We start from the raw sequence: 23,039 nt of genomic DNA on the forward strand, positions 1-23,039 counted from the left end.
GGGAAGTTGACGTTTGAAACTAAGTATGGAGGCTTTCAAGCCACCTAGCAGTACAAGCCTTAGTCTTCACGTCTTCATTGACCGATGTCAGCCCAAACCGGACATCCAAAGCCGGGCTTTGCACTTCGCGATACGCGAAGAGCACCACCACACTTGTTCCCAACGCAGGCGGCTTGTGTATGTACTTTGTTTCCGAAAAGAAGGCCACTTGTTACGCATCTGCCGAATGCGCAGAGGGTGCGATAAGCAATTGATTTGGGCTAATCGCCAACTTTGGGGTAGATGAACCCGTTCACCGGGTAGAAACTGCCGTACTGGCCCGGGTGGCTTTCGACCCGGACCAACGTCCAATCATTGTTTTTGGATACATCCCTGACGCCCATTTTCAATGATACCTTGTTCCGGTGCCAGTTGGCGTGGTTCACGATGACTTCTCTGTCGGTAATCACATCTGATACGACGGCCACGTGACCAAGGGGCATTCCTCGGGTCGCTCGAAATGACATGACTGCACCGACAACCGGTTCACTACCTCGCTCAAAAGTACTGCGCGCCTTGCCCCACCAATCCTTGGCGTTTCCGCGAATTTCGATACCGCTGAGGTTACGTGCGTAGGGCACACACCACACCCGTTGCCCTCGAGCCTGTTTTTGCGAGACCTCGCGCAACGCCATGGCCTGACGTTCTGGATCGAGATCCGCGTCGTTTGAGCCCTGAGCGCAAGCAGATACAAGAACACAAAACCCCATCGTAACCGCAGCGCGAGCAGTACCGGGCAAGCGCGGCCATTTTGTATTCGTTTTGCTATCGCTGTTTTGCAAGAAGCTACATTGCCAGTTTGAGGGGTTGCGGAGTTTTAAGGCGATCTTGCGGGTTATGAAAAGAGCTCTTCCTATCCCCCGGCAGGAATTTGCCAGTTGTTGGCCCTCGTCCACGGGTCGGGTTCGCAACTTTGCAAAGCCAGCTTTCCTGCGCGCCGCAGAATTAGCAGATCGCAACCGAATGCCGACCTTTACGATCAAGGCCCACGGACCACGAGATGAACAACGAAATGGCCATTTGGCCGCCAAAGCCGAAAGAGCGTTTTGGGGTCGTCTAAGTGGGCATCCATGCCTGATTATCCCAGTGCAGCTATTCTGGCGGTGGTGCTCGCGTTTACCGCTGCTGTATAGTCGTCAAACTGGTGTCTCCACTTCGGTTTACGCAGTTTTCTAAAGCGCTTCGAAGCTAGCCACACGATCGGAACACGATTTTGGTTCGCAACCCTATCAAGGTGATGCTGCTCTCATTCGCATTGGACAACGGATTATCGATGAACTGGAAGGACAGGGTGATCTGCAAGTCGGGTGACATCGAGAGTCGATAGAACGCTTTGGTAGTGAATTGGCTACCATCCACCACGCGTACCTTGGCCCAGTTCAAACCAATGCAGCGCCGTCGGTATTCCGTCCATAATAGCCCAGCCCAACCGAAACCGACCGGTCATAGAGAACGGCTGTTCCTTTGGATGCTCTGGCCCGGAAGAAGGGTAGCCATTTGTTTTGAACCAACCAAACGGGCACCGCCTGAAATACTAAGACCGGGATTGAGTGTACGGATGGTCGGGTTTGTGCAGAATGCGGGATTTTGAAACGGTGAATTGGGGCTGACGGCGCCGTAGATGTCCACGAAATCTGTCACATCATTCTGACCGAATTGCAGCGTCCACGATCCATCCGCAACTCGCTGAGTCCAAAACAGATTGGTTGGGAACGCGCCTTTATAACTAAAGGCGGTCCCAATGATCGAAAGCGCCCCGCCATCCAGCCCCAGAAACTGCATGCTCTCCGCCCTCTTCGATCTTGAAGTTCAGTGAACCTTGTTCCATCGCCTGCCCACTGCCGTAGAACTGCAAGATGCCACTCGCGGCCTCACCTTCTCCGGTATCAGCAGAGGAAGATTGCTCAAGGGCAATTTAACCGAGGTTGAAGCGGAAACCGTTATTTGGCTACCCATCCTTCTACGCAAATCACGCGGTGCCACATTTCGGGGGAAATCCGATCAGCCTGAGTGATCAAAGCAAGTGCCAGAACACAATTTCGAACCAGGACTTAGTTTTCTGCCGTTGCTGCAGGAAGTGTCCGCCCACCCGTTTTACTCATGCGCATTGCGACAGCTTGCTCCCAATCGCGTTGGGCCGTTTCCGGATCTTCAAGTACACCGTGGACGATGCACAGAAACAGTTCGGAATCGTCCGGGCCATTGGCCTGAACGAACCAATCGGTGACCTGCGGAGTGGGAACGGCAGCTTTCGCAAGGTGACGCAGGACCGGTTGAATTTGCAACGGCTGGTCAAGCGATGCCTGATCGTCGGTGATGTCCTCAATCAACGTCGGGCGCGTGGTTCCAGTGTCCGGGGTCAGAATACCCATGATCTGTTCACGACCTGCCGGAATAAAACGGCCCTCCTCTTCGACCGGGAAACGGATTGCCTGCCCTGGATTGACATCCTTGAGCACTTTACTGTCCTCGACCACGATGGTCCCGTTCACCAGAACGTACGGAATGCCTGTCGAAGGCAGGCCGTTCTTGCCTTTTGAATAAGTCGCCTGTTCGGTGACGTTTTCGGGGTCGAAGATGACGATGTCTGCAACCATACCTTCCTGCATCCGACCACGCACTTGCATAGCTTTCAAACCCGTGTCGCCAAGGCGTTTGGCGTGGGAATAGCTAAGCTGAGACAGTGACAACATCAGGGGTATTTCGGCCTCTCTCGCCAGCCGCAGAACAAGTGCATGACTACCTGCGGCTCTAGGGTGGCCAGCGTAGTCCTCGTAAGCGGAGTCCCAATTCAGCCGATTGCCCTCTGCGTCTAAGCCGGGCATTCCGTCGCCCGATACGCTGTATCCTGCAATCTGAATCCAGTCGTTCAGCCATTCCTCGCGCGGCGGGCTAAAAGCAATGGCTGTCCGTCCCGGTTCATTCTTGGCAAATTCCAGGAACTCTTCCTTTGTAACAAAGCGGTCGAGTTGAGGATCAAAGATTGTTTCCTCGTATTTGTACCCCATACCAGCTTCCCAGTTATCAGGACCCAGAATAGATGCACCGTAATTCCCGGAGCCGGCCGTCCATGGGTAGTAGCTGGACCAGACATTGTGACCCTGTTCCCGCGCCATCTGTAACTTTTCCTGGTTTTCCCACCAGCCATAGTCGTTGTCATGATGGATATGCAGAGGTGCTTTAAGAACCATAGCGTTCACCAGAATTTCATTCACGCCGGTCTGGGTTTCGGTCGGGGTTGAGGCACTGGGATGAAAGCGATGATGCACCGAGGTCAGGCGGCCATATCTTGCAGCGGCTTTCTGGGCCTCGAACATCTCATACGTCGTGATTCCGTTTCGTGCATAGCCGATGGTTGATCCCACACCAAGCGCGCCCAGACGCAGCCCTTCATCAAGCTGGGCTGTTATTTCATTCATCTGATCCTTGGAGCTGGGCGTAACCGACCACCCGTCGATCCCGTCCTCGGCAGCCTGGGCTCTGTAATCAAAGAAATAGGGCATCGAGATATCCGGTCCTTCCAGCGCCAAACCGTCATGAACGCGCATCCGGGCAAATTCCTGTCCTACGACCGTGCCGAAATTGGCCTGTGTCGTGCCTTCTCGGGCAGCATACCATTCGTCGATATTCGCTGCGCCAATTTCAAAGTCCATCTGGGTTGTGACGCCATCGCGCAGGTTGACCTTGATACCCCAAGGGCCAAGTCCGTGCTGTTCGAGATCAATGAAACCCGGTGCAACAACGTGACCGCTTGCATCAATGGTTTCAATGCCTGTGAGTTCGTCCGCGGTGATGTTTGTGATCCAGCCATTGTTGATTCCAACATTCGCGACCTGATCAAAGCCTGTTTCGGGGTCCATGACGCGCCCACCCAGTATGACCACATCGTAAGTCTGTGCGAATGCCGAAGTGGCGACGGCCTTTGTCAAAAAAAGGGATGATATCAGCGCGCTTCTCAGTTTCATGAAAACCCCACAGGTTGCAAATCTGTGACCACAATAGCTTGAGATATCTATAAATTCATATTCATTTGATAAAACTGGGCCGATAAAGCTGTCATCTAATGAATATTTTCAGGTAGGTGCTGTCAGACGCATTCGAACCAGTCTCGGCTGGCCGGCGCTCTTTCCTGATTGAAATGGTTTTAGACGGAGGCAAGTTTCTGCGAACTTCGCATGCGCCTGATATGTTGTATCGCAAGCAATCTGCGTCGAAGCGTTAGTTTAGATTTCTCAATTCAACTGTTGAACCACAAAGGCACCTATTGGTTTTTTGTCGTACCAAGCTGAATGGCGCAATCATCCCTTCCGTATCGAAAGACCATTGTGAAAAAGATGCACTTTGCTCGGGTCCGCATTCAGTTTTACGGCTTGACCACGCAAGTTCCGTTCGACGCCGGGAAACTTAGCTACAACGTTTTCAGCGCCGGGCCTGTTTGCAAAATATAGTAAAGTGACTTCGCCCAAAGCCTCTATAAAATCGACGTCACCGTTCAGGAACCCGGAGCTCTCGTCGGAAAAGAAATCCTCAGGGCGAACACCGATATTGACCTTTAGCCCCAGTTGTTCAGGGTCAGTCGCGATGGATGAAATGGCAGTTCCGCCGGTATCAAGTTGGACGAAGGTTTGCTCCCCGGTTTTAGTTATTTTACCGGGCAACAAATTCATCGCCGGCGAGCCTATGAACTGTGCCACAAACTCATTGTCCGGCGTCTCATAAAGCTCCAGAGGCGTACCCACTTGTGCAATACCTTTGTTGGCCAAAACAACGATCCTGCTCGCCAAAGTCATCGCCTCGACCTGATCGTGAGTGACATAAATCATGGTGCTTTCAGGCATCGCCTCTTTCAGGCGCGCAATCTCAATCCGGGTCGCGACGCGCAGCGCAGCATCGAGGTTCGAGAGCGGCTCGTCGAACAGGTAGACTTTCGGGTCACGTACGATGGCGCGCCCAATCGCAACTCGCTGGCGTTGTCCGCCAGACAGGGCTTTGGGCAGGCGGTCCAGAAGCGGATCCAGCTGAAGGGTCTGTGCAGCACGCTCGACGGCTGCATCAATCTCGGCGGCAGGCATCTTGGCGATTTTGAGCGCGAAGGCCATGTTCTCGCGCACGGTCAAATGCGGGTAGAGCGCATAAGACTGAAATACCATGGCAATGCCCCGCTGGGCGGGCGGTACATCGTTCATGACCTGCCCTTCGATCTCTAAAGTGCCGCCGGTGATGATTTCCAGCCCAGCAATCATCCGCAGCAAGGTTGATTTTCCGCAACCCGATGGACCGACGAAGACAACCAGTTCACCTTTTTCTATATCCAAATCGATGTGTTTTAGAACGTCGACCGGACCATAGGATTTCGCCACATCCGTAAGTTTGAGTTCTGACATGGTTTACCCCTTGTCCATTGCCATCAGACAAAACTGTGCCGGGTGCAACGTTACGCTTCCCCTACCCTCGACGCCGCCGAGTTCTTGCCCAATGGTCCGCCAATTGCCCGCGGGTAAATCTACCTGCTGCGTTTCCGCGCCTAAGTTAAAAGCGCAAAACACTCTTTCAGACGTGTCGTCGCGTTGAAATGTAAGGACAGGGCCGAATTGAGTCATCTCGGACTGTGTACCCACGGTTAGTGCCGGATGGGTGTGGCGTAGCTCAATCGCGCGGCGATAATGGTGCAGCATCGATTGGCCGTCTGCCTCCAGCCTATCGACGGCTCTTTCCGTTTGAGCTGAACTGACCGGCAGCCATGGTTCACCAGTGCTGAAGCCCGAGTGCTCGTCCTGCGTCGTCCAGACCATCGGCGTTCGGCATCCGTCGCGCCCTTTGAACTCGGGCCAGAACTCAATGCCGTAGGGGTCTTGCAGTTTTTCAAATGGAACTTCCGCCTCATGCAGGCCCAGTTCCTCTCCTTGGTAAAGACAGGTCGAACCGCGCAAGCACATCATAAGAACCACATGCTGGCGAACAGACGCATCGTCCAATTCCCAACGCGAGGCATGACGTTCAACATCATGGTTCGAGAAGGCCCAGCACGGCCAGGCATCGCCTGCCTTTTCCTCAAGCTGGTCAAAGACCTGCTTGGCATATGATGCCGTCAACGCGCGCTTTTCTAAAAACTCGAAAGCATAACACATTTGCATCCGTTTATCGCCCGAGGTGTACTCACCCATGATCTCTAGCCCGCGCTGTGCATCGCCGACTTCACCCAGACAGGCACGGTCTTCATATTCGTCGGTCAGCGCCCGCAACCTTTCTAGGAAGGCGATGTTTTCGGGCTGGCTTTTGGAATAAAGATGATTCTGGTGGTTATACGGGTTTACAGCAGGCGCAATTGATGCGTTGCGCTCTTCGATTGGAAGAGCCGGATTGTCCCGCAGTTGTTTGTCGTGGAAATAGAAGTTGATCGTATCCAGACGGAAGCCGTCCACGCCCATCTCCAGCCAGAACCTGGCCACGTCCAGCAGCGCATCTTGCACTTCGGCACTGTGAAAGTTCAGATCCGGCTGTGAGGTCAGAAAGTTATGCAGGTAATACTGCAGGCGACGAGGTTCCCACTGCCAGGCAGAACCCCCAAAGATCGACAACCAGTTGTTGGGCGGCGTGCCATCCGGTTTAGGATCGGCCCAAACATACCAGTCGGATTTAGCGTTGTCCCGGCTGGCGCGGCTTTCACCGAACCAAGGGTGCTGGTCCGATGTGTGCGACAACACCAGATCGATCATCACTTTCAGACCGTTGTTATGGGCCTGTTCGAGTAGCTCGCGAAAATCCTCTAACGACCCGAACATTGGATCAACGTCGCGGTAGTCGCTCACATCGTAGCCGAAGTCCTTCATCGGAGATTTGAAGAAGGGCGAAATCCAGATCGCGTCGACCCCCAGATCAGCGATGTAGCCCAGCCGTTGGGTGATCCCTTTTAGGTCCCCGATCCCGTTGCCGTTGCTGTCTTGAAAGCTACGCGGATAGATCTGATAGATCACGCCACCGCGCCACCACTCTGACTTCGCTTTAGTTGACTTAGATAGTTCTACAGTGTTCTGCACGTTCATCAGAAGCCTCTATTTGACGGATCCGGCCAACAGGCCACGGACCAGGTATTTTTGCATCGCAAAGAAGACGACCAGCGGTACGAAGATCGACACAAAGGCCGCGGTTGCCAGGATTTCCCAGTTGCCACCTCGGGTGCCCAACAACTCGACGATGCGGTTAGTCATCACGGTGGTTTGGCCGGTGGCATCAATCAGAAAGACCTTGGCCACCAGAAGATCGTTCCATGTCCAAAGGAACTGGAAGATCGCGAAAGACGCGAGCGCCGGGAAGCTGAGCGGCAAGATCAGTTTGGTGAATATCTGGAACTCAGTCGCGCCATCGACACGGGCATTCTCGATCAAGTCACGAGGCAGCCCAGCCATGTAATTGCGCAACAGATAAATTGCGAGGGGCATGCCGAAGCCCGTATGGGCTAACCAGACGCCAAGATATCCTTTCCCGATCCCAATATTCAGGTGGAATTTCAGCAGCGGTATCAACGCCAACTGAAGCGGAACCACTAAAAGGCCAACCACCGCAGCGATCAGCAGCGCCCGCCCCGGAAACTCCATCCACGCAAGCGCATAAGCGGCAAATGCTGCAACAAGGATCGGAATAATCGTCGCCGGAATCGTTACCGTAAGCGTATTGAAGAACGCCTTGGCCATATTGTCGTCGCCGCTATCACTAAACAAAACCGTGTTGTAGTTTTCGAGTGTGAACTCCGCAGGCAGTTTGGCCGTGACAAACACGCGCGCACCGCGATTGCCCGTGAATTCTTCGCTATTCTCCATCCGATAATTGCCATCTGCATCCACGGTTATCGTACCGCCCCGACGCAGCTCGGCAGTGTCTCCGGGCGAGAAGGCGTCAACCTCACGCGCGCTGACACCCCAGTTGGAGATTTTTGCCTGTTCGTCGTCCCCAAAAAGCTCTCCCTTGATCACGTAAGTCCCGTTCTCTAGCACCTGAGTCTCGGGGGCAGCGCTGCGCAACGTCAGGTTCTGCTCGGACGGGAAGAGAGACCGCCACCAACCGCTGCCAGAAATCTGATCTGCCGTGCGGAAAGATGAGATCAACAAACCAAGGGTAGGTACGATCCACAACAACACCAAAAAGATGACTGAGGCGTGAACGACCCAGCGCAGTGCCGGTTTGGTCCCTGCAATATCGCTCATGGCTTACTCCATCTCCTTGCGCGCGTTGCGCACATTCCAGATCAGGATCGGCGTAACCAGCAGCATGATCACCATGGCTGAGGCAGACCCCACCCCCCAGTCGTTGGCTCGGAACAGTTTGTCGTACATGTAGTTGGCCAGAACTTGTGTTTCCCACTGGCCGTTGGTCATGGCGAAGACGATGTCGAAGACCTTCAAGACGGTAATAGTGATTGTTGTCCAGACGACCAAAATCGTGGTCTTGATCTGAGGCACTTTGATCTTGAAGAAGATCTGAAACGGATTGGCCCCATCCAGAATCGCGGCCTCGACAGTTTCTTCGGGTATGCCGCGCAAGGCAGCGGACAGGATCACCATGGCAAAACCGGTTTGGATCCAGATCAGAACGATCATCAGGAAGAAGCTGTTCCAGAACGGAACGGTCAGCCAAGTCTGCGGCTCGGTCCCACCAAAGAAGATATAAAGTGCGTTCAGGATGCCGATCTGGTCTTGCTCTGCCGGGCGCGCGTCATAAACGAGTTTCCAGATCACCGACGCACCGACGAATGAAATCGCCATCGGCATGAAGATCAGCGACTTGGCAAAGTTACCCCAGCGGATGCGGTCGGTGAGCTGTGCAACCAGCAGACCAAACCCGGTGGACATCGCAGGCACCACGATTAGCCAGAACATGTTGTTGCGCATGGCTTCCCAGAATTTCGGCTCAGCCGCCATCTGAGTGTAGTTGTCCAATCCAACCCATTTGTACCCGCCGCCGGGCACGCGCTCCGTGAGTGACAGGCGCAGAGTTTCAACTACCGGATAGGCCAGGTACAGACCAAGCGCGGCGATCGCGGGGAACAGAAACAGCCAGGGCCGGATCAAGTTCGCGCGGTTGATGTTGCGCCCTGCGTTCGGCCCGCGCGGCGGGAACAGGACTTTGTCCAGAAATTGGTTCGAGAGGTAGAAGTAACCCACGCAACCCGACACACCGATAACGATGGTCAGCAGGCCCTGAAGTGCCGGTGTCATAATGCCCTCGTCGGTTTGGAAAATGGGGCGACGGTAGTGCCGCCCCTACCCTCAATCAATTTGCAGCATCCCACGAAGACTGGATTTCACCCGTAACAGTTGCCGCATCTTTTGCGCCCGAGGAATAGTCGACCATACCAGTCCAGAACGTTCCCGCACCGACCGCGCCCGGCATCAGATCGGACCCGTCAAAGCGGAAGGTGGTGGCATTGGTTAGAATCTCGCCCTGACCGCGCTGCGTGTCGTTGGCATAGTTTTCGGGATTTGCCCCCAGATGAGGTGTCAGGAACCCGTCCTGAGACATCATGATCTCGTGTGCGAAAGGTGTCTTGAGGAATTCCATGAACACGTCGGCGGCTTGGTTGGGGTTTGTGATGGTGAACAGCGTACCCGCACCCAGAACCGGAGTACCCAGATCCTTCTCGGCATAGGCCGGGAAGTAGAAGAAATCGGCATCTATGCCCAACTCAGTTCCTTCGGGGAAATAAGCAGGAATGAAGGATGCCTGACGGTGCATCATGCAGGCAGGCGGGCTGTCGAAGAGACCCTTGGGGCTGTCCCGGAAGTCAATCGCAGCAGTGTCGTTGGCATCACCCACGACATAGTCATCGTTGCGGGTAAAACTGCCATATTCCTCAATCGCCGCGATCACACGTGGATCATCAAACTTCACCTCGTTCGAAACCCACTGATCATAGACTTCGGGAGGCTGAGTGCGCAGCATCAGATCTTCAACCCAATCCGTCGCGGGCCAGCCGGTTGCACCACCAGACGCAAGCCCCACGCACAGCGGCGTCTCGCCATCCTCAACCATTTGATCCATCAGAGCTTTGAACTCTTCCATGGTTTGCGGAACTTCGTATCCAAAGTCCTCAAAGTTCTCAGGGATATACCAGACCAAAGACTTGACGTTGACGTTGAAGAAGAAACCGTAAAAATCCTTGGCTCCTTCGGCGTTTTCAAATGTACCCAGATCGACCCAGGACTGACCGGCGGCGAAATTGTCCTTGATCCAATCTGCCGACCCTTCTGAAAGTGGCGCCAGATAACCGTTCTTGGCCATGTTCGCAGCCAGACCCGGCTGCGGAAACACTGTCAGGTTTGGCGCCGAGCCTGCGGCAGCGTCGATAAGAATTTGCTGCTCAAGAGAATCCGAGCCGACATAACTGGAATTTGCCCCGGTGGCCTGGTCGAAATACGCAACCAGATTTTCAAATGACTTCCCCTCACCTGCAAGCCAGGGACCAAAAATAGTCAGATCCTGACCACTCAGGTCATGAGCATCCGCGAAAGCCTGAAAACCATCCCAGTCAAAGTTGCCATCGCCAACCTCGTGAATCAACTCACCCTGCGCGTGGACTGCACCCCCTAGCAAAGCAAACGTCGCTACACCTGCATAAAGCGCGTGTTTCATGAATTCTCCTCCCAAATTCTCTCACGCCTTAAGAATCTAAATTTTCAAAGCGCTTTGGTTTTTGAGTTTATCCGCTAACACTTTCCGTCTGTCAATGAAAACGTCAATATTTGTCTAACAAACGGAAGATCTGTAAAAAATGTTGACGGGCGGTGAATTTGCCCACACAACAGGTTAAGGATACGATTTGAAGGCGCTTTGAATTGACCATGAACCTAAAACAGCTGTCAGAAAAACTCGGCCTTTCGCAGACAACGGTTAGCCGTGCGCTGAACGGGTATCCCGAGGTGAGAGAAGAGACACGGGTTCGTGTTCAGACTGCCGCTGCAAAATATGGCTATCGGCCGAACAGCCGTGCCAAGGGGCTTGCGACGGGCAAGTCCATGGTGATCGGGCACGTGATTCCCAGTTCTTCCCAACACGAGATGGTGAACCCCATCTTTGGTGACTTCGTCGCTGGTGCAGCGCGCACATATGCTGCGCATGGCTATGACATGATGTTCACCACGGCCGATGACACTTCGATCGAAGGAGCCTATCGCAGCCTGTTTCAACGCGGAGCGGTGGACGGCGTCGTTTTGCAGGGACCTAAGGTCAACGAGCGACGCATTGATCTTCTGAACCGAATGGCGGTGCCATTTATCGTACACGGGCGTTCAACCGGGATAGACGCCGAGTACGACTGGATTGATGTGAACAACAAAAGCTCATTTCGGCGCGCAACGCAGTTCCTCATCGATTTAGGTCATCGCCGCATTGCGCTGATCAACGGGCTCGAGGATATGGATTTCGCGCAGCGTCGTCGCGCTGGCTACCTTCAAGCATTAGAGCACGCGGGTCTAACCGCTGATCCGCATTTGATGCGCAGTGCCGAGATGACCGAAGTATACGGCCATCACGAAACCCGCGATATGTTGCGACTTGATGAGCCACCGACCGCCATTCTGGCGTCATCAATGATTTCAGCGATCGGTGTCCGAAGGGCATTGGACGAAGCAGGGTTGCGGATCGGCCAAGATGTCTCTGTTATCGCGCATGATGATGACCTCTCCTATTTAAAAAACGGACAAGACGTACCTATTTTCACGGCGACGCGATCTTCCGTAAGGCATGCAGGAGAGCTTGCCGCCGAAATGCTGATCGAGCGGATAAAGTCGCCTGACGATCCGGCCAAAAACAGATTGCTCGAGGCGGAATTGGTTGTCGGCAAATCAACTGGCCCTGCACCCAATAGGATCTGACGATGAAACATGCGCGCAGCGATTTTCCCAAGGATTTCCTGTTTGGAGTTGCAACCTCCGCCTACCAGATCGAAGGGCACGCCCAAGGCGGTGCCGGATCGACACATTGGGATACGTTCGCAGCGACCCCTGGAAATGTGGTGCGCAATGAAAACGGAGATCTGGCCTGCGATCACCTAAATCGGTTTGAACAGGATCTCGATCTTGTACGCGACGCAGGGTTTGACTGCTATCGCTTCTCGACCAGTTGGGCGCGTGTGATGCCCGAGGGGCGTGGGCCAATCAATCAAGCTGGTTTAGACTATTATGACCGTTTGACTGATGCACTCCTAGAGAGGGACATCCGCCCGTGCGCGACTCTCTATCACTGGGAACTGCCATCAGCCCTGGCCGACCTGGGCGGTTGGCGAAACCGGGATATCGCCGGTTGGTTTGCCGATTTCACTGAGGTCATCATGGGACGGATCGGTGACCGAATGTACAGCGTCGCGCCGATCAACGAGCCGTGGTGTGTCAGTTGGCTGAGCCATTTTGAAGGACATCACGCCCCCGGCCTTCGGGATATAAGAGCCACAGCTCGGGCTATGCATCATGTGCTTCTGTCCCACGGCCAAGCTATTCAAGTGATGCGTGGGTTGGGTATGTCCAATCTGGGTGGCGTGTTTAACCTGGAATGGGCCGAACCAGCCAATAACACTCCAGAAGCGCAGAATGCCGCCGCCCTGTATGACGGCATCTATAACCGGTTCTTTTTGGGTGGCGTGTTCAAAAAAGCCTATCCCCAGATCGTACTAGAAGGGCTGGAGCGCCACCTACCGACCGGCTGGCAGGATGATTTTGAGATCATTGGCACTCCTGTCGACTGGTGCGGATTGAACTATTACACCCGCAAACTGATCGCCGCTGCGGATACGGCATGGCCCGGTCTGGCTGAGGTTCCAGGCCCCTTACCCAAGACCCAAATGGGATGGGAAATCGACCCTGCCGCCCTGAGCCGGTTTCTGATCCGAACAGCGCTCGAATACACCGGCGAATTGCCGATACATGTAACCGAAAATGGCATGGCTAGCCCAGAGCGTCAGCAAGACAACGACCGCATCGACTATCTGGATCAGCATTTGGCAGCGGTTCAGGTAGCCGTGGACCAAGGTGTACCGGTCAAAGGGTATTTTGTCTGGTCCTTGTTGGACAATTACGAATGGGCCCTTGGGTATGAAAAACGCTTCGGTCTAGTTGATGTGGATTTCAATTCGATGAAGCGAACCCCCAAAGCGTCTTACTTCGCCTGTCAAAAAATGCTGACCACAAATAACTAAGCTGCCAGTTGACGGTGATTGTAGTGTTAGATGAAGAGCTTCCAGCCACCCGTCTTGGTATTTTACCGTCAGACGAATTCGAACCAGGCTCAGTTTGCTGTGGAAACCGTGCATCTATCCGGAACAGAGTTGACGTCATTCGGCAAGGCCGTCGGCGCGTCAGCTTGAGTGTGTCTCGGCTAGCGGGCGATCTTCCCTAGTTAACCTGGTTGTAGAAGAAAGAGTTGACGGAGGCGAGTTTCTGCAAATTTCGAATACCAATGAAACTCTGCATAGTACATTCGCGTCGTCGAAACAGGAGATGCAAGTTTTCGACCCGGTTGTTAAGCCACCTACCCATCCTTTTTTGAGTGCACCCAATTGCCTGAGCGTAGCCAAAAAAGATTCAAAACGGCCGGTCACAATCTCACCGGCACAACTATGGTGCTTCAATAATTTCTTGATGAATTTCAGTGCTGCAGCTTTGTTTGGGCGTTTGGCGACATCAGCTTCCAGCACCTCATCCTCGTGATCAACAGCCTGCTAAAATAATGCCGCTTTCCATTCGCCCTAACGAAAACCTCGTCCACGTGCCACTTCCATTTGGAGAACGCGCGCAGCTGCTGAACACGCGTCCGTTTGATACCAGCAGCAAACATCGGGGCAAACCTGTCCCACCAATAACGGACATTATCGTAATTCTCCTCGATGCCTCGCTCGTGCAGCAGTTTTTCTTGACATTCCAAACCGAGAGCGAACATCAGATGTAAAGCATCACAGCAAAGCGGATGATCTCGGGACTGGTTTTAAAGTATTTGAAAGCGACAGATCTGGTATGGGCAAAAGCCACGTAACCGCCCTGCCCCGCTCAAGCAAAGCTCTTAGTCAATTGGACTTTCGAGATCCGATATTATCTATGGTGTGCCGCCTTTGAGAAGGGCGCATGCTCCGTAGGCGTAGAGGATACAAGACGTATCTATAACCAACAGACGAGCTTACGTTTTTATTCATCGTAAGAGCCCTAATAGAGTTCAGCCTGACCTAACCCCAGCTGATACATGCCCATCAGCCACCCAGGCATCAAAAATCTTCAGCGCAGTTTCGCAGAACTCGACGTCGTTGATGTGGCCGTCGATTTCAGAGAACGAAACTGACAACGCAACCGTTGCCTTCAGTTCCTCAAGAAACGCGGTGAGCCCTTCGGGATCATGACAGTCGCCGCCGGGGCGATCCCATTCCTCGATCCCGCCATTGGGGATGATCAAATGAGTGGGTGCCGAGCTTTCACCGATACGTTTGTTCAGTTCGCGGGCAATCTCGCGGCGTTCATCGGCGTTATAGAACGTATTCTTAACCAGTTTGTTATGGGTGTGGATCGGGCGATCAAGAAAGCGTTCGGGAATCTCCTGCCACCCAGCAAAGTCGATCAGATCCATGCAACCGGGCGCTACGATCTGAGGGATACCGGCGCGCCCTGCCGCCCGGTGGCGATCCTTGCCAGCATTCACAACCGACCCGGCCAGCAGGTTGCCAAGCTCGCAGCCTGCGAAATCCATCACGCAGGTAAATCCGCCCTGCGCCGCGATCTGTTCGAACGCCATGCCGCCCATGCCCATGGCGTGAAAGACAGCCACCTCATAGCCGCGCTTTTCCAACTCGGGTTTCAGCGTCTTGATGTATTTAAGACAGGACGTCCCAAGCGAGGTGATCCCCACAGTGGGTTTCGGCGCGCCCAGGGGCTCGGCGGCGCGCGCCGCTCCCAGCACCGCGCCAGCCGCCTGGGCCAGAGAAGATTTGCAGATCGAGTTCAAGCCATAAAGGCCGCCGGCCCAAAGGATCATTTGAATATCCGGGGACAGGCGCTCGGCCGGGATCAAGGCCGAGAACGACACGGTCGAGACCACGTATTTCGGCACACCTATTGGCAAGGATTGGCACACATCCAGCGCGAGGTCGGTGCCCATCGTCCCACCCAGGATAATTACGCCATCTACCTTGCCATCGTCATGCAGTTGGCCGGCCATCTTGCAGGCCCCTTTAGACATGATCTGCATCGCCACATGTTCACTGCCGCTGTCTATGGCTTTTTCAATCGAACTACCGCCAGCCTTGGCCACGTCATGCTTGGAATAGTCGGTCGGCTGTTTCGGATCCCCAAGAACGCTAATATCCATCGTCAACGCGGTGCCGCCCTGTGCGGTGATTTTCTCGGCCATAAAGGCAAGCTCGTCGTTCTTGGTGTCATAGGTTCCGATGACCAGAATGGATTTGCCGCCCATGATTTCCCTCCTTGGTGAAAGGTCTACCCGCGCATGATCTTGCCGCTAGGATCATAAAAGGGCGCCAATTGCGTGCGCAGAGGATACATTTTCCCGGCAATCTGCACCTGGAAACCGCCTTGGTCGATCCAGGCTTTGCTGACGCCACCTTCGTTGTGCAGGCTGGCCAGGCCAACCATTTCCGAGAGCCTAAATCCCCAATCGCCTGAGGTCACATGCCCGACGATCGCACCCCCTTTCCAAACGGGTTCATTGTGGATCAGATAAGGGCCATCCTGCGCATTCGCGCCCTCAACGACACAGGACACGGTGCGATATTGAGTGGCAGGGCCGCCCGCCTTTTGCTTGGCCAGAGCCGCCTTTCCAAGAAAATCGTCGGTCTTGTTCAACGCGACCGCAAAACCCAATCCTGTCTCATAAGGAGTATCGTCCTCGCCGATATCATGCCCAAAATGCCGGAACCCCTTTTCCAACCGACAGGCGTTCATCGCAAACATACCCATGTGACGCAGCCCCAAGTGTTCGCCCGCCTCTATCAATGCATCGTAAACGCCCAACACGAACTCGGTCGGTATCATCAGCTCATAACCAAGCTCGCCCAGAAATGACCTTCGGATCGCCCAGCCACGGGCATAGGCTATGTCGATCTCGCGCGCAGTCCCGAACGGAAAGGCGTCGTTGGACAGGTCATCGCCGGAGATCGCCGCTAAAATCTCGCGCGACTTGGGCCCATGCAGCGAAATCAAACCATACGCCGAGGTCGCGTCGAATATCTCGAACCGCCAATCCGGATCAGCATTGTCCCGGATCCAGCCCTGATCGCGCATCTGGCTAGGATGGCCGGTGATGACCATAAAGCAATGCGGCCCCATCCGCGTCACAGTAACGTCGGCTTCGATCCCACCCCGCCGGTTCAGGAACTGGGTATAGACCGAGGCTCCAACAGCGACATCCATTTCTGCCCCGCAAACCCGGTTCAGCGCCTTGACTGCGTCCGGGCCTTGTACCTGAACTTTAGAATACATCGACTGGTCTATCAAAACGGCGGCGTCGCGGGCGGCAAGGCATTCGGCCTGCACGTGACCGGACCAGTCTTTCCACCAAAGGCTTGGCTCTTGGCTCCATCCCTGCTTTTTGGGGTCAAAATACATCGGCATTTCCCAACCAATCCGTTCGGCAAATGTGGCGCCTACGTTGGCCAACCTGTCATGGAGCGGTGTTTTCCGCACACCACGAGCCGAGGTGACCTGACGCCCGACCCACGACACGCCGTAGTGGAACCCAACGGATTCCGCGCTGCGGTCGTGGTTGTATTTCGTATTGCGCTGGAACGGATGCGCACGGCGCGCCAGCATCGATCCCATACCGCGAGACGGTTCGCCCTCTGTCAACCATTCCGCCATGGTCAGGCCCACGCCGCCCGAGTTCAGGATGCCGTTTGAATTCATGCCGGTCGCAACAAACAGCCCCTTGATCTCGCTGGTTGGCCCCAGATAGGGCCGCCCGTCCGGCGTAAAGCTCTCGGGGCCGTTAAAGAACGTCTGAATCCCCATCTCACCCAAGGCCGGCATACGTGCGAACATCATTTCAAGGTAAGGCTCGACATGGTCCATATCGAACGGCAGTTCGTCGAATTCGAAATCCTCTGGGATGCCTTCGGCCCCATAGGGTTTGCCGTATTTTTCAAACGAGCCGATCAGCAGCTTGCCGGTGTCTTCTTTCCAATAGGTGCGCTCTTCTGCGATGTTCAAAATGGGCTGGTTCTTGAGCAGACCATTAACCGGCTCGGTCAGGATGTAAAAATGCTCGGCCGCGTGCAGGGGGACCGTGACACCATGCGCCTTGGCGAACAGGTGGCTCCACATACCGCCGGCCAACAGAACCTTTTCGGTTGCGATCACACCCTTGTCGGTATCAACGCCCGAGATTTTCCCATCACGGATCACAAGCTGTTCAACCTTGGTATCTTCGAACAACTCTGCCCCTAGCGCCTTGGCGCCCTTGACCATGGCAACCGTCACGTCCAGCGGATTGACCTGGCCATTCGAAGGCACGAAAAAGGCGGACTTCACGTCCTCTGTTTCAATCCACGGCCATTTCTCAGCCAGCTCCTGAGGCGAGAGCATGAAAGTTTTGATCCCCATGCGCGCGGCGTGGTCATGGCTGCGCAAGAGCTGCTCATGACGCACATCGCCAATCGCCAGATTGATGGTGCCATTGGGTTTATAGCCGGTGGCCTGCCCGGTTTCGCGCTCCAACTCGCGAAACAGCCGCGCCGTGTATTTTCCAAGTTCGGTCTGTGCGGTGCTGTCCCGCAACTGGCCGACAATCCCAGCCGCATGCCAGGTGGTGCCACTGGCGATCTTGCGACGCTCGATCAACACGGCCTGAACCCCGCGCTTGGAAAGGTGATAGAGAGTTGAGACACCTATGATGCCCCCGCCAATGATGACAACTGGGGCTTTGCTGGGCAGGTATGCCGACATTGGAATTCCTTATGGTTCATTATTTGGACCTTGAGGTATAAATAATGATCCCTTATTCTGAACCCGTCTGTCAATCATCCCGACGAAAGGCGCAAGAACCTATGAGTACGGTTTCCAAAACACTGAAACTTTTGAGTTTTATCAAGACGACCTCGCCTGAACTTGGGTTGAGCCAGTTCACGAAGCTGTCGGGATATGACAAGGCCTCGACCCATCGGCGACTAACCGAACTGGTCAACGCCGGGTTTCTTGAGCAGGACCCCTACACAAAAACCTACCATCTCGGCGCCGCGATTTCCCGCCTTGCCTTGGTGCGCGAACAGTCCTTTCCGGCCAGTGAAAGCGCTCGGCGAGTTCTTCAACGGCTTTATGACGAAGTGCAGGAAACCGTGCATGTGTCGGTCCTGCAGGGCGTCAACGGACTTAGCACGCTTGCGCATGTGGATGACAAAAGCCACGGAAATCGGGTCTATATCGAACCGGCGGACGTTCTTCCATATCATGCGACAGCCTCGGGTATCGCGGTGCTGGCATTCTGTGACCGGGCGTTCCGTGACCAGGTGCTGGGTAGCAATTTTGAGTGCATCACGGACGAAACCGAAACCAACCCGGATATCCTGCGCTTGCACGTCGAAGACGCTCAGCGCACCGGGTTTGGCCGCTCAGATGGGGCGTATGAACAAGATGTCCACAGTATCGCAGCCCCGGTCTTTGGCGCGAGCGGCGCGTGCGACGGCGCCATCGCGGTTGCGCTCCCAAAATCGCGCCTGACCCAAGACGCCGAGGCTTTGTTCATGCATCACCTGACCGCAGCTGCGGAAGACCTTTCCGAAAGATGGGGCGGCAGAGTGCCAATCCAGGTCAAAGAGGCATGGAGCGCTGTTGGCTTTTCCCAATGAATGGGGACCAGATTGCATAACGGGTCCCCAATTCGGGAAGTGTTTAAAGCGGTTGGTGAGTAACGTTGGCGATTGACAGGGCTGTGGCAGCACAGGATTCCGACTGGATTGGATCTGCTTTGAAGATCCGCGTTCACAGTGCAGTTCTGTTGCCTGCATATTGCCGCGCACTTCTGCTTTCCACCCTTCGGGGCAAACGGTCAAGGTTTCGCTGGGCCGTTCAAGGCCGACTATCAACCTCGAACTACGTTTACTGCTCTACCGTCGTCGAATCCGCTAATGGTTGCACTCCCGACGTTCAAAGTTGATCTGGTGATCGCGACCAACCGCCTGGTATAACTCCTAGCCTTTGGACCAGTTCAGGAATTGAGAGAAGTGGTCGACTTGATGATCGTTGCGTCTGCGAGGGCAGACAATAGCTCGCGTTTGAACGCCGTCAGCCAGACAGCCCGAGTTTGCAATTGCACCTTGCCCTCTTAAACTGGACTGCAAGCTGATTGAAACCGAGTTTTCTGTCCTTATCGGATTTGACACGGTCCTACTGCCGACGGCCATCACGAAGCAACTCGTCCAGAAGCGGATTGCCGGAGAGCGCATCGCCGACTCTCAGCAGATCGCCGATGATGATGTAATCAGCGCCATGGCCAGCAAAAGAACTGCCGATGGAGACAGCCTTGCGACTGCCTCCGATTGTGGTGCGGATTTCTTCTGAGGTGTGGCCTTTACAGGCTAGTACAGTTTCGGGAAAGATCTCGCGGTACCAGCGTGCGGTTATGATCCTACGACAATCCTCAGAATGCTTGCGCGCCAAACCCAGCCCATAGCTGGCAACACTTGTCTTGGCGCTCGGTGAGCCCGAGAATATAAGCAACATACGCAACAGCCACTGTTTCGGATTTCAGGCACCAGCAAACCGCACTCCAAAATCATCCCATGGGATTCAAACCTGTCCTGGAAGCCATAGAACGATAGCAGGGAAGGCAACGAGCATCGCGATAGTCGCAGCATCCGCCAAAAAGAAAGGCGTTACACCTTTAAAAACATCCTGAACGCTTAGGTCATCACGAACGCCGGCCACGACAAAGCAATTCAGCCCGATAGGTGGGGTGATCAGGCAAAATTCGGCCATTTTGACAACCAGAATGCCAAACCAGATAGCGCACATGGGCCCGGACATACCGAAGGTACTCTCGGCTGCACTTACGGCCTCGCCACCGTTCAACGCCATGACGGCGGGGTAAACTACGGGCAGCGTCAACAGCAGCATACCGATCGCATCCATGAACATGCCCAATACGGCATAAGCCAGAAGAATACAGATCAGGATTAGCATCGGAGACATCTCAAGCGAGGTAATCCAGTCGGAGAATGCACTTGGCAGTTCGGCGAAACCGAGAAAACGAACGTAAACCAACACGCCCCAGATGATCGTGAAAATCATGACGCTCAGCTTGGCGGTTTCCAAAAGCGCGTCTTTTAGTTCGGACCAGCGCATGCCTTGATACAACGCCATGAGGAACACCACGAAGGCTCCGATAGCCCCGCCTTCGGTTGGCGTACCCCAGGCGTCACCTCCGAACGGGTTGTAGACAAAAAAGATGATAGTCACGACGACAATCACGATAGGCAATGCGGGCGGCAGCGAGAGGAAACGTTCTTTCCACGTAAAGCCCCTGACTGCGGGACCAAATCCTTTGATCACGACGGCCATACCAATGATCAGCAAGCCGTAAATTACCGCCGAGAACATGCCCGGGATGAACCCGGCCAACAGCAGTTTGCCCACGTCCTGCTCGACAATAATCGCGTAGATGACCAGAATGGCCGAAGGCGGAATGAGCGAGGCGAGCGTACCGCCTGCAGCGACGACACCTGCAGCAAAACGCTTGTCGTAGCCGATCTTCAGCATCTCAGGGATGGCGATACGGGCGAACACAGCGGAAGTGGCGACCGAAGCCCCGGATACCGCTGCAAACCCAGCGGTTGCGAAAACGGTCGAAACCGCCAGCCCGCCCGGGACCCATGCCAGCCATCGCTTCGCGGCTTCGAACAGTGCTTTGGTCAGGCCCGCGTAATAGGCAAGGTAGCCAATCAGGATGAAGGTCGGGATAAGACTCAACGCCTGGCTCGAGATTTTGGAGTGCGGCACCTGCCCCGCTGTTTTGACGGCCACAGTCACAGCCTTGCCGAACCGCGCCGGATCGTACCCAAACTTAGCCCAAAAGATCCAGATCAGACCAACCATGCCAGCTGTCGCGGCGGCGAAGGCCACGCGCATCCCCAACACCACAAGAACAAGCATACCGCCCGAGACGATCAGACCAATATCAATGGGTTCCATCAGATTTAACCTCAGTTGTCGTGGCCCGAGACGTGCTCGGCTTCCATTGCAGCTTGAGTGGCTGCATCGGCTATTAGTGGGACGGCAATAGGTGCCTGATCGGGGTGTCGGATCGCGCGACCATAGGCCCAGAGCTGCAGAACAAGCCTTAGGCAAAGCACACTGAAGGCGACGGGGGCCAACAGCTTTGCGGGCCACAGCGGGATACCTATGTCGATCGAGCTGTCGCGGCTCCAGAGTGGAGCACCAAAGTCAAAGCTGCGTGCGAAATGCGCCCAGCTCCCCCAGATCAGCAAGACGATCAGCGCCAGAATGACAGCGGTTGTAATGAACTCAACAATATAGAGCGTCCGGCCTCTAAGCGCTCCAACAACCATGTCCATTCGGATATGACCGCCATCACGCTGCGCATAGGAAATCCCCATGAAGGCGATTAACGGCATGGCTTGCTCGATCCAGTCCACGTAACCGGGAAGTGGCGCATTGGCGAAATTCCGACCACCAACGGAGACCACGGCCATGACCATCAGCGAGAAAACTGCGAGACCGCTTATCAGGGCCAGAAAGCTTTCCAGTTTGTAAAGATGTTGATCGAGAATGCTGAGACGGCTGTCGTCGGACAGCACCTGGGATGACCCGGCCATCTTTGTACTCCGCTGTCAGGAAAGAAAGAACCCGACGCCAATCAAGCTGACGCCGGGCAGTGAGTGGATTAGCTGCCGTTTGCGATTTTCCCAGTCACAAGGTCATAGAGCTCTTGTGCTGGCAGGCCGCGCTCGGTGTTTTCTGCAATCCAGGCCTCGGCCGCTGGGGCGGCAGCGGCTTCTTTGAACGCTGCAATTTCTTCATCACTGAAAGTGACCCGTTCGATGCCGCGTTGATCCAGCTCAGGGCCCCACGCTTCCATCGTTTTGGTCTGGTAGTGGCTCACGTAGTGATCCAGTGCCTCATCCACCGACCCCAGCAGAGCTTCGCGGTGTTCGTCAGACAGATCTTCCAGTGCCAGCGTGTTCACCACGACCGGGCAGTTGACGGTGCCGGGATTGAGGTTCGTCGTCCACCACGTGCCATTTTCAATGGTGCCAAAGGACATATGCGCGTGTGGCGCAAAGCTAACCGCTTTGACGATGCCGCTATCCATTGCCTGACGCACTTCGGATGCAGACATCGAGGTCGGAACTGCCCCAACAGTCTCCATCGCTTTACCGATGCCGCCAGTCGCCCGAACGCTGAGACCTTCGAAATCGGTTAGTGATTTAGGTGCTTCACCGACGCCAACAAGGTTGTACTGCGGCAGCGGCGACGGCATCAGGAGCGTAGCATCCCAGCGGGCCAGATCCTCGACAACGGCCGGGTGTTGGTAGACAGCCATCGACAGGTCGACCTCTTGGTCCAGCGAAGTCACACCCAGAAACGGCAGTTCCAGAACCGTGATCGAGGGGTTTTTGTCGCGATGATAGCCAGCACAGAACTGGGCCATTTCAAACGCACCAATGGAGATCCCATCGAGGTTTTCTTTGTTCTTCGAAAGGCCGCCATAGCTGATGTTCAGAGTGAACTCACCGTTGGTCTTTTCGTTCACCAGTTCGGCAAGTTTCTCGACGTGTTCGGTAAAAGCACGACGCTTGCCCCACAGGGAAACGTTCCATTCTACAGCCAGTGCTTCGGATGCAACGGTCAGTGATAGAGCGGCAATGGCCGCCCGGTTAAGATGTTTGCGCATAATGGCTCCTCCCAGATCACGCAATGTGTTTGGGCAGAGTATTCAGGATGCGCAGCAGCCTGCCTATGAAGGAAAATGCGCGTGAAATTTCGGAGTCCCTGCGGATATCC

18 protein-coding genes and 1 pseudogene are annotated in these 23,039 nt (G+C 54.8%); 3 read left to right on the forward strand and 16 right to left on the reverse strand.

The genetic code is table 11. The features are described 5' to 3' along the window. Positions 1–260 precede the first annotated feature (260 nt). From ACXAGD_RS10545 to ACXAGD_RS10585, 9 genes are all read right to left on the reverse strand, one after another. Complete coding sequence (locus ACXAGD_RS10545; protein ID WP_475212561.1) at positions 261–749, reverse strand: CHAP domain-containing protein; 489 nt, start codon at positions 747–749, stop codon at positions 261–263. 478 nt (positions 750–1,227) lie between these two features. Then, entirely contained in the window at positions 1,228–1,401 is a 174-nt protein-coding gene (locus ACXAGD_RS10550) for a carbohydrate porin (RefSeq protein ID WP_475212563.1), read from the reverse strand. Between the two features lie 81 nt (positions 1,402–1,482). Then, complete coding sequence (locus ACXAGD_RS10555) at positions 1,483–1,821, reverse strand: hypothetical protein (RefSeq protein WP_475210374.1); 339 nt, start codon at positions 1,819–1,821, stop codon at positions 1,483–1,485. Positions 1,822–2,090: 269 nt separating this feature from the next. Then, positions 2,091–4,004 (reverse strand): amidohydrolase family protein, encoded by a 1,914-nt coding sequence (locus tag ACXAGD_RS10560; protein WP_475210377.1) that lies wholly within the window; start codon positions 4,002–4,004, stop codon positions 2,091–2,093. A gap of 333 nt (positions 4,005–4,337) precedes the next feature. After that, complete coding sequence (locus ACXAGD_RS10565) at positions 4,338–5,423, reverse strand: ABC transporter ATP-binding protein (protein ID WP_475210379.1); 1,086 nt, start codon at positions 5,421–5,423, stop codon at positions 4,338–4,340. A gap of 3 nt (positions 5,424–5,426) precedes the next feature. Continuing rightward, complete coding sequence (locus tag ACXAGD_RS10570; RefSeq protein ID WP_475210380.1) at positions 5,427–7,082, reverse strand: alpha-glucosidase; 1,656 nt, start codon at positions 7,080–7,082, stop codon at positions 5,427–5,429. Between the two features lie 9 nt (positions 7,083–7,091). Then, positions 7,092–8,240: a carbohydrate ABC transporter permease gene (locus ACXAGD_RS10575; RefSeq protein ID WP_475210383.1), complete on the reverse strand. Its 1,149-nt coding sequence runs from the start codon at positions 8,238–8,240 to the stop codon at positions 7,092–7,094. A gap of 3 nt (positions 8,241–8,243) precedes the next feature. After that, positions 8,244–9,251: a carbohydrate ABC transporter permease gene (locus tag ACXAGD_RS10580; RefSeq protein ID WP_475210385.1), complete on the reverse strand. Its 1,008-nt coding sequence runs from the start codon at positions 9,249–9,251 to the stop codon at positions 8,244–8,246. A gap of 55 nt (positions 9,252–9,306) precedes the next feature. Beyond that, positions 9,307–10,665 carry an ABC transporter substrate-binding protein gene (locus ACXAGD_RS10585; protein WP_475210388.1) on the reverse strand — a complete coding sequence of 453 codons (1,359 nt, stop codon included), beginning with the start codon at positions 10,663–10,665 and terminating at the stop codon, positions 9,307–9,309. A gap of 209 nt (positions 10,666–10,874) precedes the next feature. Between ACXAGD_RS10585 and ACXAGD_RS10590 the strand changes: the two genes are divergently transcribed. Then, positions 10,875–11,906 carry a LacI family DNA-binding transcriptional regulator gene (locus ACXAGD_RS10590; RefSeq protein ID WP_475210391.1) on the forward strand — a complete coding sequence of 344 codons (1,032 nt, stop codon included), beginning with the start codon at positions 10,875–10,877 and terminating at the stop codon, positions 11,904–11,906. Between the two features lie 2 nt (positions 11,907–11,908). Next, the gene (locus ACXAGD_RS10595) at positions 11,909–13,222 is read left to right on the forward strand and encodes a GH1 family beta-glucosidase (protein WP_475210393.1); all 1,314 of its coding nucleotides are present in this window, start codon (positions 11,909–11,911) and stop codon (positions 13,220–13,222) included. Positions 13,223–13,336: 114 nt separating this feature from the next. Here the strand turns inward: ACXAGD_RS10595 and ACXAGD_RS10600 are convergent. From ACXAGD_RS10600 to ACXAGD_RS10610, 3 genes and pseudogenes are all read right to left on the reverse strand, one after another. Beyond that, a pseudogene (locus tag ACXAGD_RS10600) lies at positions 13,337–14,051 on the reverse strand (IS6 family transposase). 181 nt (positions 14,052–14,232) lie between these two features. Beyond that, positions 14,233–15,480 (reverse strand): Tm-1-like ATP-binding domain-containing protein, encoded by a 1,248-nt coding sequence (locus tag ACXAGD_RS10605; RefSeq protein ID WP_475210396.1) that lies wholly within the window; start codon positions 15,478–15,480, stop codon positions 14,233–14,235. 23 nt (positions 15,481–15,503) lie between these two features. After that, a complete protein-coding gene (locus ACXAGD_RS10610) occupies positions 15,504–17,966 on the reverse strand; it encodes an FAD-dependent oxidoreductase (RefSeq protein WP_475210398.1) in 2,463 nt (820 codons plus the stop codon). A 101-nt stretch (positions 17,967–18,067) separates the two neighbouring features. On the opposite strand from ACXAGD_RS10610, the gene ACXAGD_RS10615 reads away from it, so the two are divergent. Continuing rightward, positions 18,068–18,865 carry an IclR family transcriptional regulator gene (locus tag ACXAGD_RS10615; RefSeq protein WP_475210402.1) on the forward strand — a complete coding sequence of 266 codons (798 nt, stop codon included), beginning with the start codon at positions 18,068–18,070 and terminating at the stop codon, positions 18,863–18,865. Positions 18,866–19,403: 538 nt separating this feature from the next. Here ACXAGD_RS10615 and ACXAGD_RS10620 read toward each other — a convergent pair. From ACXAGD_RS10620 to dctP, 4 genes are all read right to left on the reverse strand, one after another. Continuing rightward, a complete protein-coding gene (locus ACXAGD_RS10620; RefSeq protein WP_475210405.1) occupies positions 19,404–19,739 on the reverse strand; it encodes a hypothetical protein in 336 nt (111 codons plus the stop codon). Between the two features lie 66 nt (positions 19,740–19,805). Further along, positions 19,806–21,206: a TRAP transporter large permease gene (locus tag ACXAGD_RS10625; protein WP_475210408.1), complete on the reverse strand. Its 1,401-nt coding sequence runs from the start codon at positions 21,204–21,206 to the stop codon at positions 19,806–19,808. Between the two features lie 11 nt (positions 21,207–21,217). Next, positions 21,218–21,850 (reverse strand): TRAP transporter small permease subunit, encoded by a 633-nt coding sequence (locus ACXAGD_RS10630; RefSeq protein WP_475210411.1) that lies wholly within the window; start codon positions 21,848–21,850, stop codon positions 21,218–21,220. Positions 21,851–21,918: 68 nt separating this feature from the next. Then, positions 21,919–22,929, reverse strand: a complete 1,011-nt coding sequence (gene dctP / locus ACXAGD_RS10635; RefSeq protein WP_475210413.1) for a TRAP transporter substrate-binding protein DctP — start codon at positions 22,927–22,929, stop codon at positions 21,919–21,921. Between the last annotated feature and the right edge of the window lie 110 nt (positions 22,930–23,039).

The organism is Ruegeria sp. ABF4_144 (assembly GCF_056160045.1).

What these genes read in the sequence shown, in the direction of transcription:
- ACXAGD_RS10545 (WP_475212561.1), bottom strand. Translation starts at nt 749, where the DNA reads ATGGGGTTTTGTGTTCTTGTATCTGCTTGCGCTCAGGGCTCAAACGAC.
- ACXAGD_RS10555 (WP_475210374.1), bottom strand. Translation starts at nt 1,821, where the DNA reads ATGCAGTTTCTGGGGCTGGATGGCGGGGCGCTTTCGATCATTGGGACC.
- ACXAGD_RS10560 (WP_475210377.1), bottom strand. Translation starts at nt 4,004, where the DNA reads ATGAAACTGAGAAGCGCGCTGATATCATCCCTTTTTTTGACAAAGGCC.
- ACXAGD_RS10565 (WP_475210379.1), bottom strand. Translation starts at nt 5,423, where the DNA reads ATGTCAGAACTCAAACTTACGGATGTGGCGAAATCCTATGGTCCGGTC.
- ACXAGD_RS10570 (WP_475210380.1), bottom strand. Translation starts at nt 7,082, where the DNA reads ATGAACGTGCAGAACACTGTAGAACTATCTAAGTCAACTAAAGCGAAG.
- ACXAGD_RS10575 (WP_475210383.1), bottom strand. Translation starts at nt 8,240, where the DNA reads ATGAGCGATATTGCAGGGACCAAACCGGCACTGCGCTGGGTCGTTCAC.
- ACXAGD_RS10580 (WP_475210385.1), bottom strand. Translation starts at nt 9,251, where the DNA reads ATGACACCGGCACTTCAGGGCCTGCTGACCATCGTTATCGGTGTGTCG.
- ACXAGD_RS10585 (WP_475210388.1), bottom strand. Translation starts at nt 10,665, where the DNA reads ATGAAACACGCGCTTTATGCAGGTGTAGCGACGTTTGCTTTGCTAGGG.
- ACXAGD_RS10590 (WP_475210391.1), top strand. Translation starts at nt 10,875, where the DNA reads ATGAACCTAAAACAGCTGTCAGAAAAACTCGGCCTTTCGCAGACAACG.
- ACXAGD_RS10595 (WP_475210393.1), top strand. Translation starts at nt 11,909, where the DNA reads ATGAAACATGCGCGCAGCGATTTTCCCAAGGATTTCCTGTTTGGAGTT.
- ACXAGD_RS10605 (WP_475210396.1), bottom strand. Translation starts at nt 15,480, where the DNA reads ATGGGCGGCAAATCCATTCTGGTCATCGGAACCTATGACACCAAGAAC.
- ACXAGD_RS10610 (WP_475210398.1), bottom strand. Translation starts at nt 17,966, where the DNA reads ATGTCGGCATACCTGCCCAGCAAAGCCCCAGTTGTCATCATTGGCGGG.
- ACXAGD_RS10615 (WP_475210402.1), top strand. Translation starts at nt 18,068, where the DNA reads ATGAGTACGGTTTCCAAAACACTGAAACTTTTGAGTTTTATCAAGACG.
- ACXAGD_RS10620 (WP_475210405.1), bottom strand. Translation starts at nt 19,739, where the DNA reads ATGTTGCTTATATTCTCGGGCTCACCGAGCGCCAAGACAAGTGTTGCC.
- ACXAGD_RS10625 (WP_475210408.1), bottom strand. Translation starts at nt 21,206, where the DNA reads ATGGAACCCATTGATATTGGTCTGATCGTCTCGGGCGGTATGCTTGTT.
- ACXAGD_RS10630 (WP_475210411.1), bottom strand. Translation starts at nt 21,850, where the DNA reads ATGGCCGGGTCATCCCAGGTGCTGTCCGACGACAGCCGTCTCAGCATT.
- dctP (WP_475210413.1), bottom strand. Translation starts at nt 22,929, where the DNA reads ATGCGCAAACATCTTAACCGGGCGGCCATTGCCGCTCTATCACTGACC.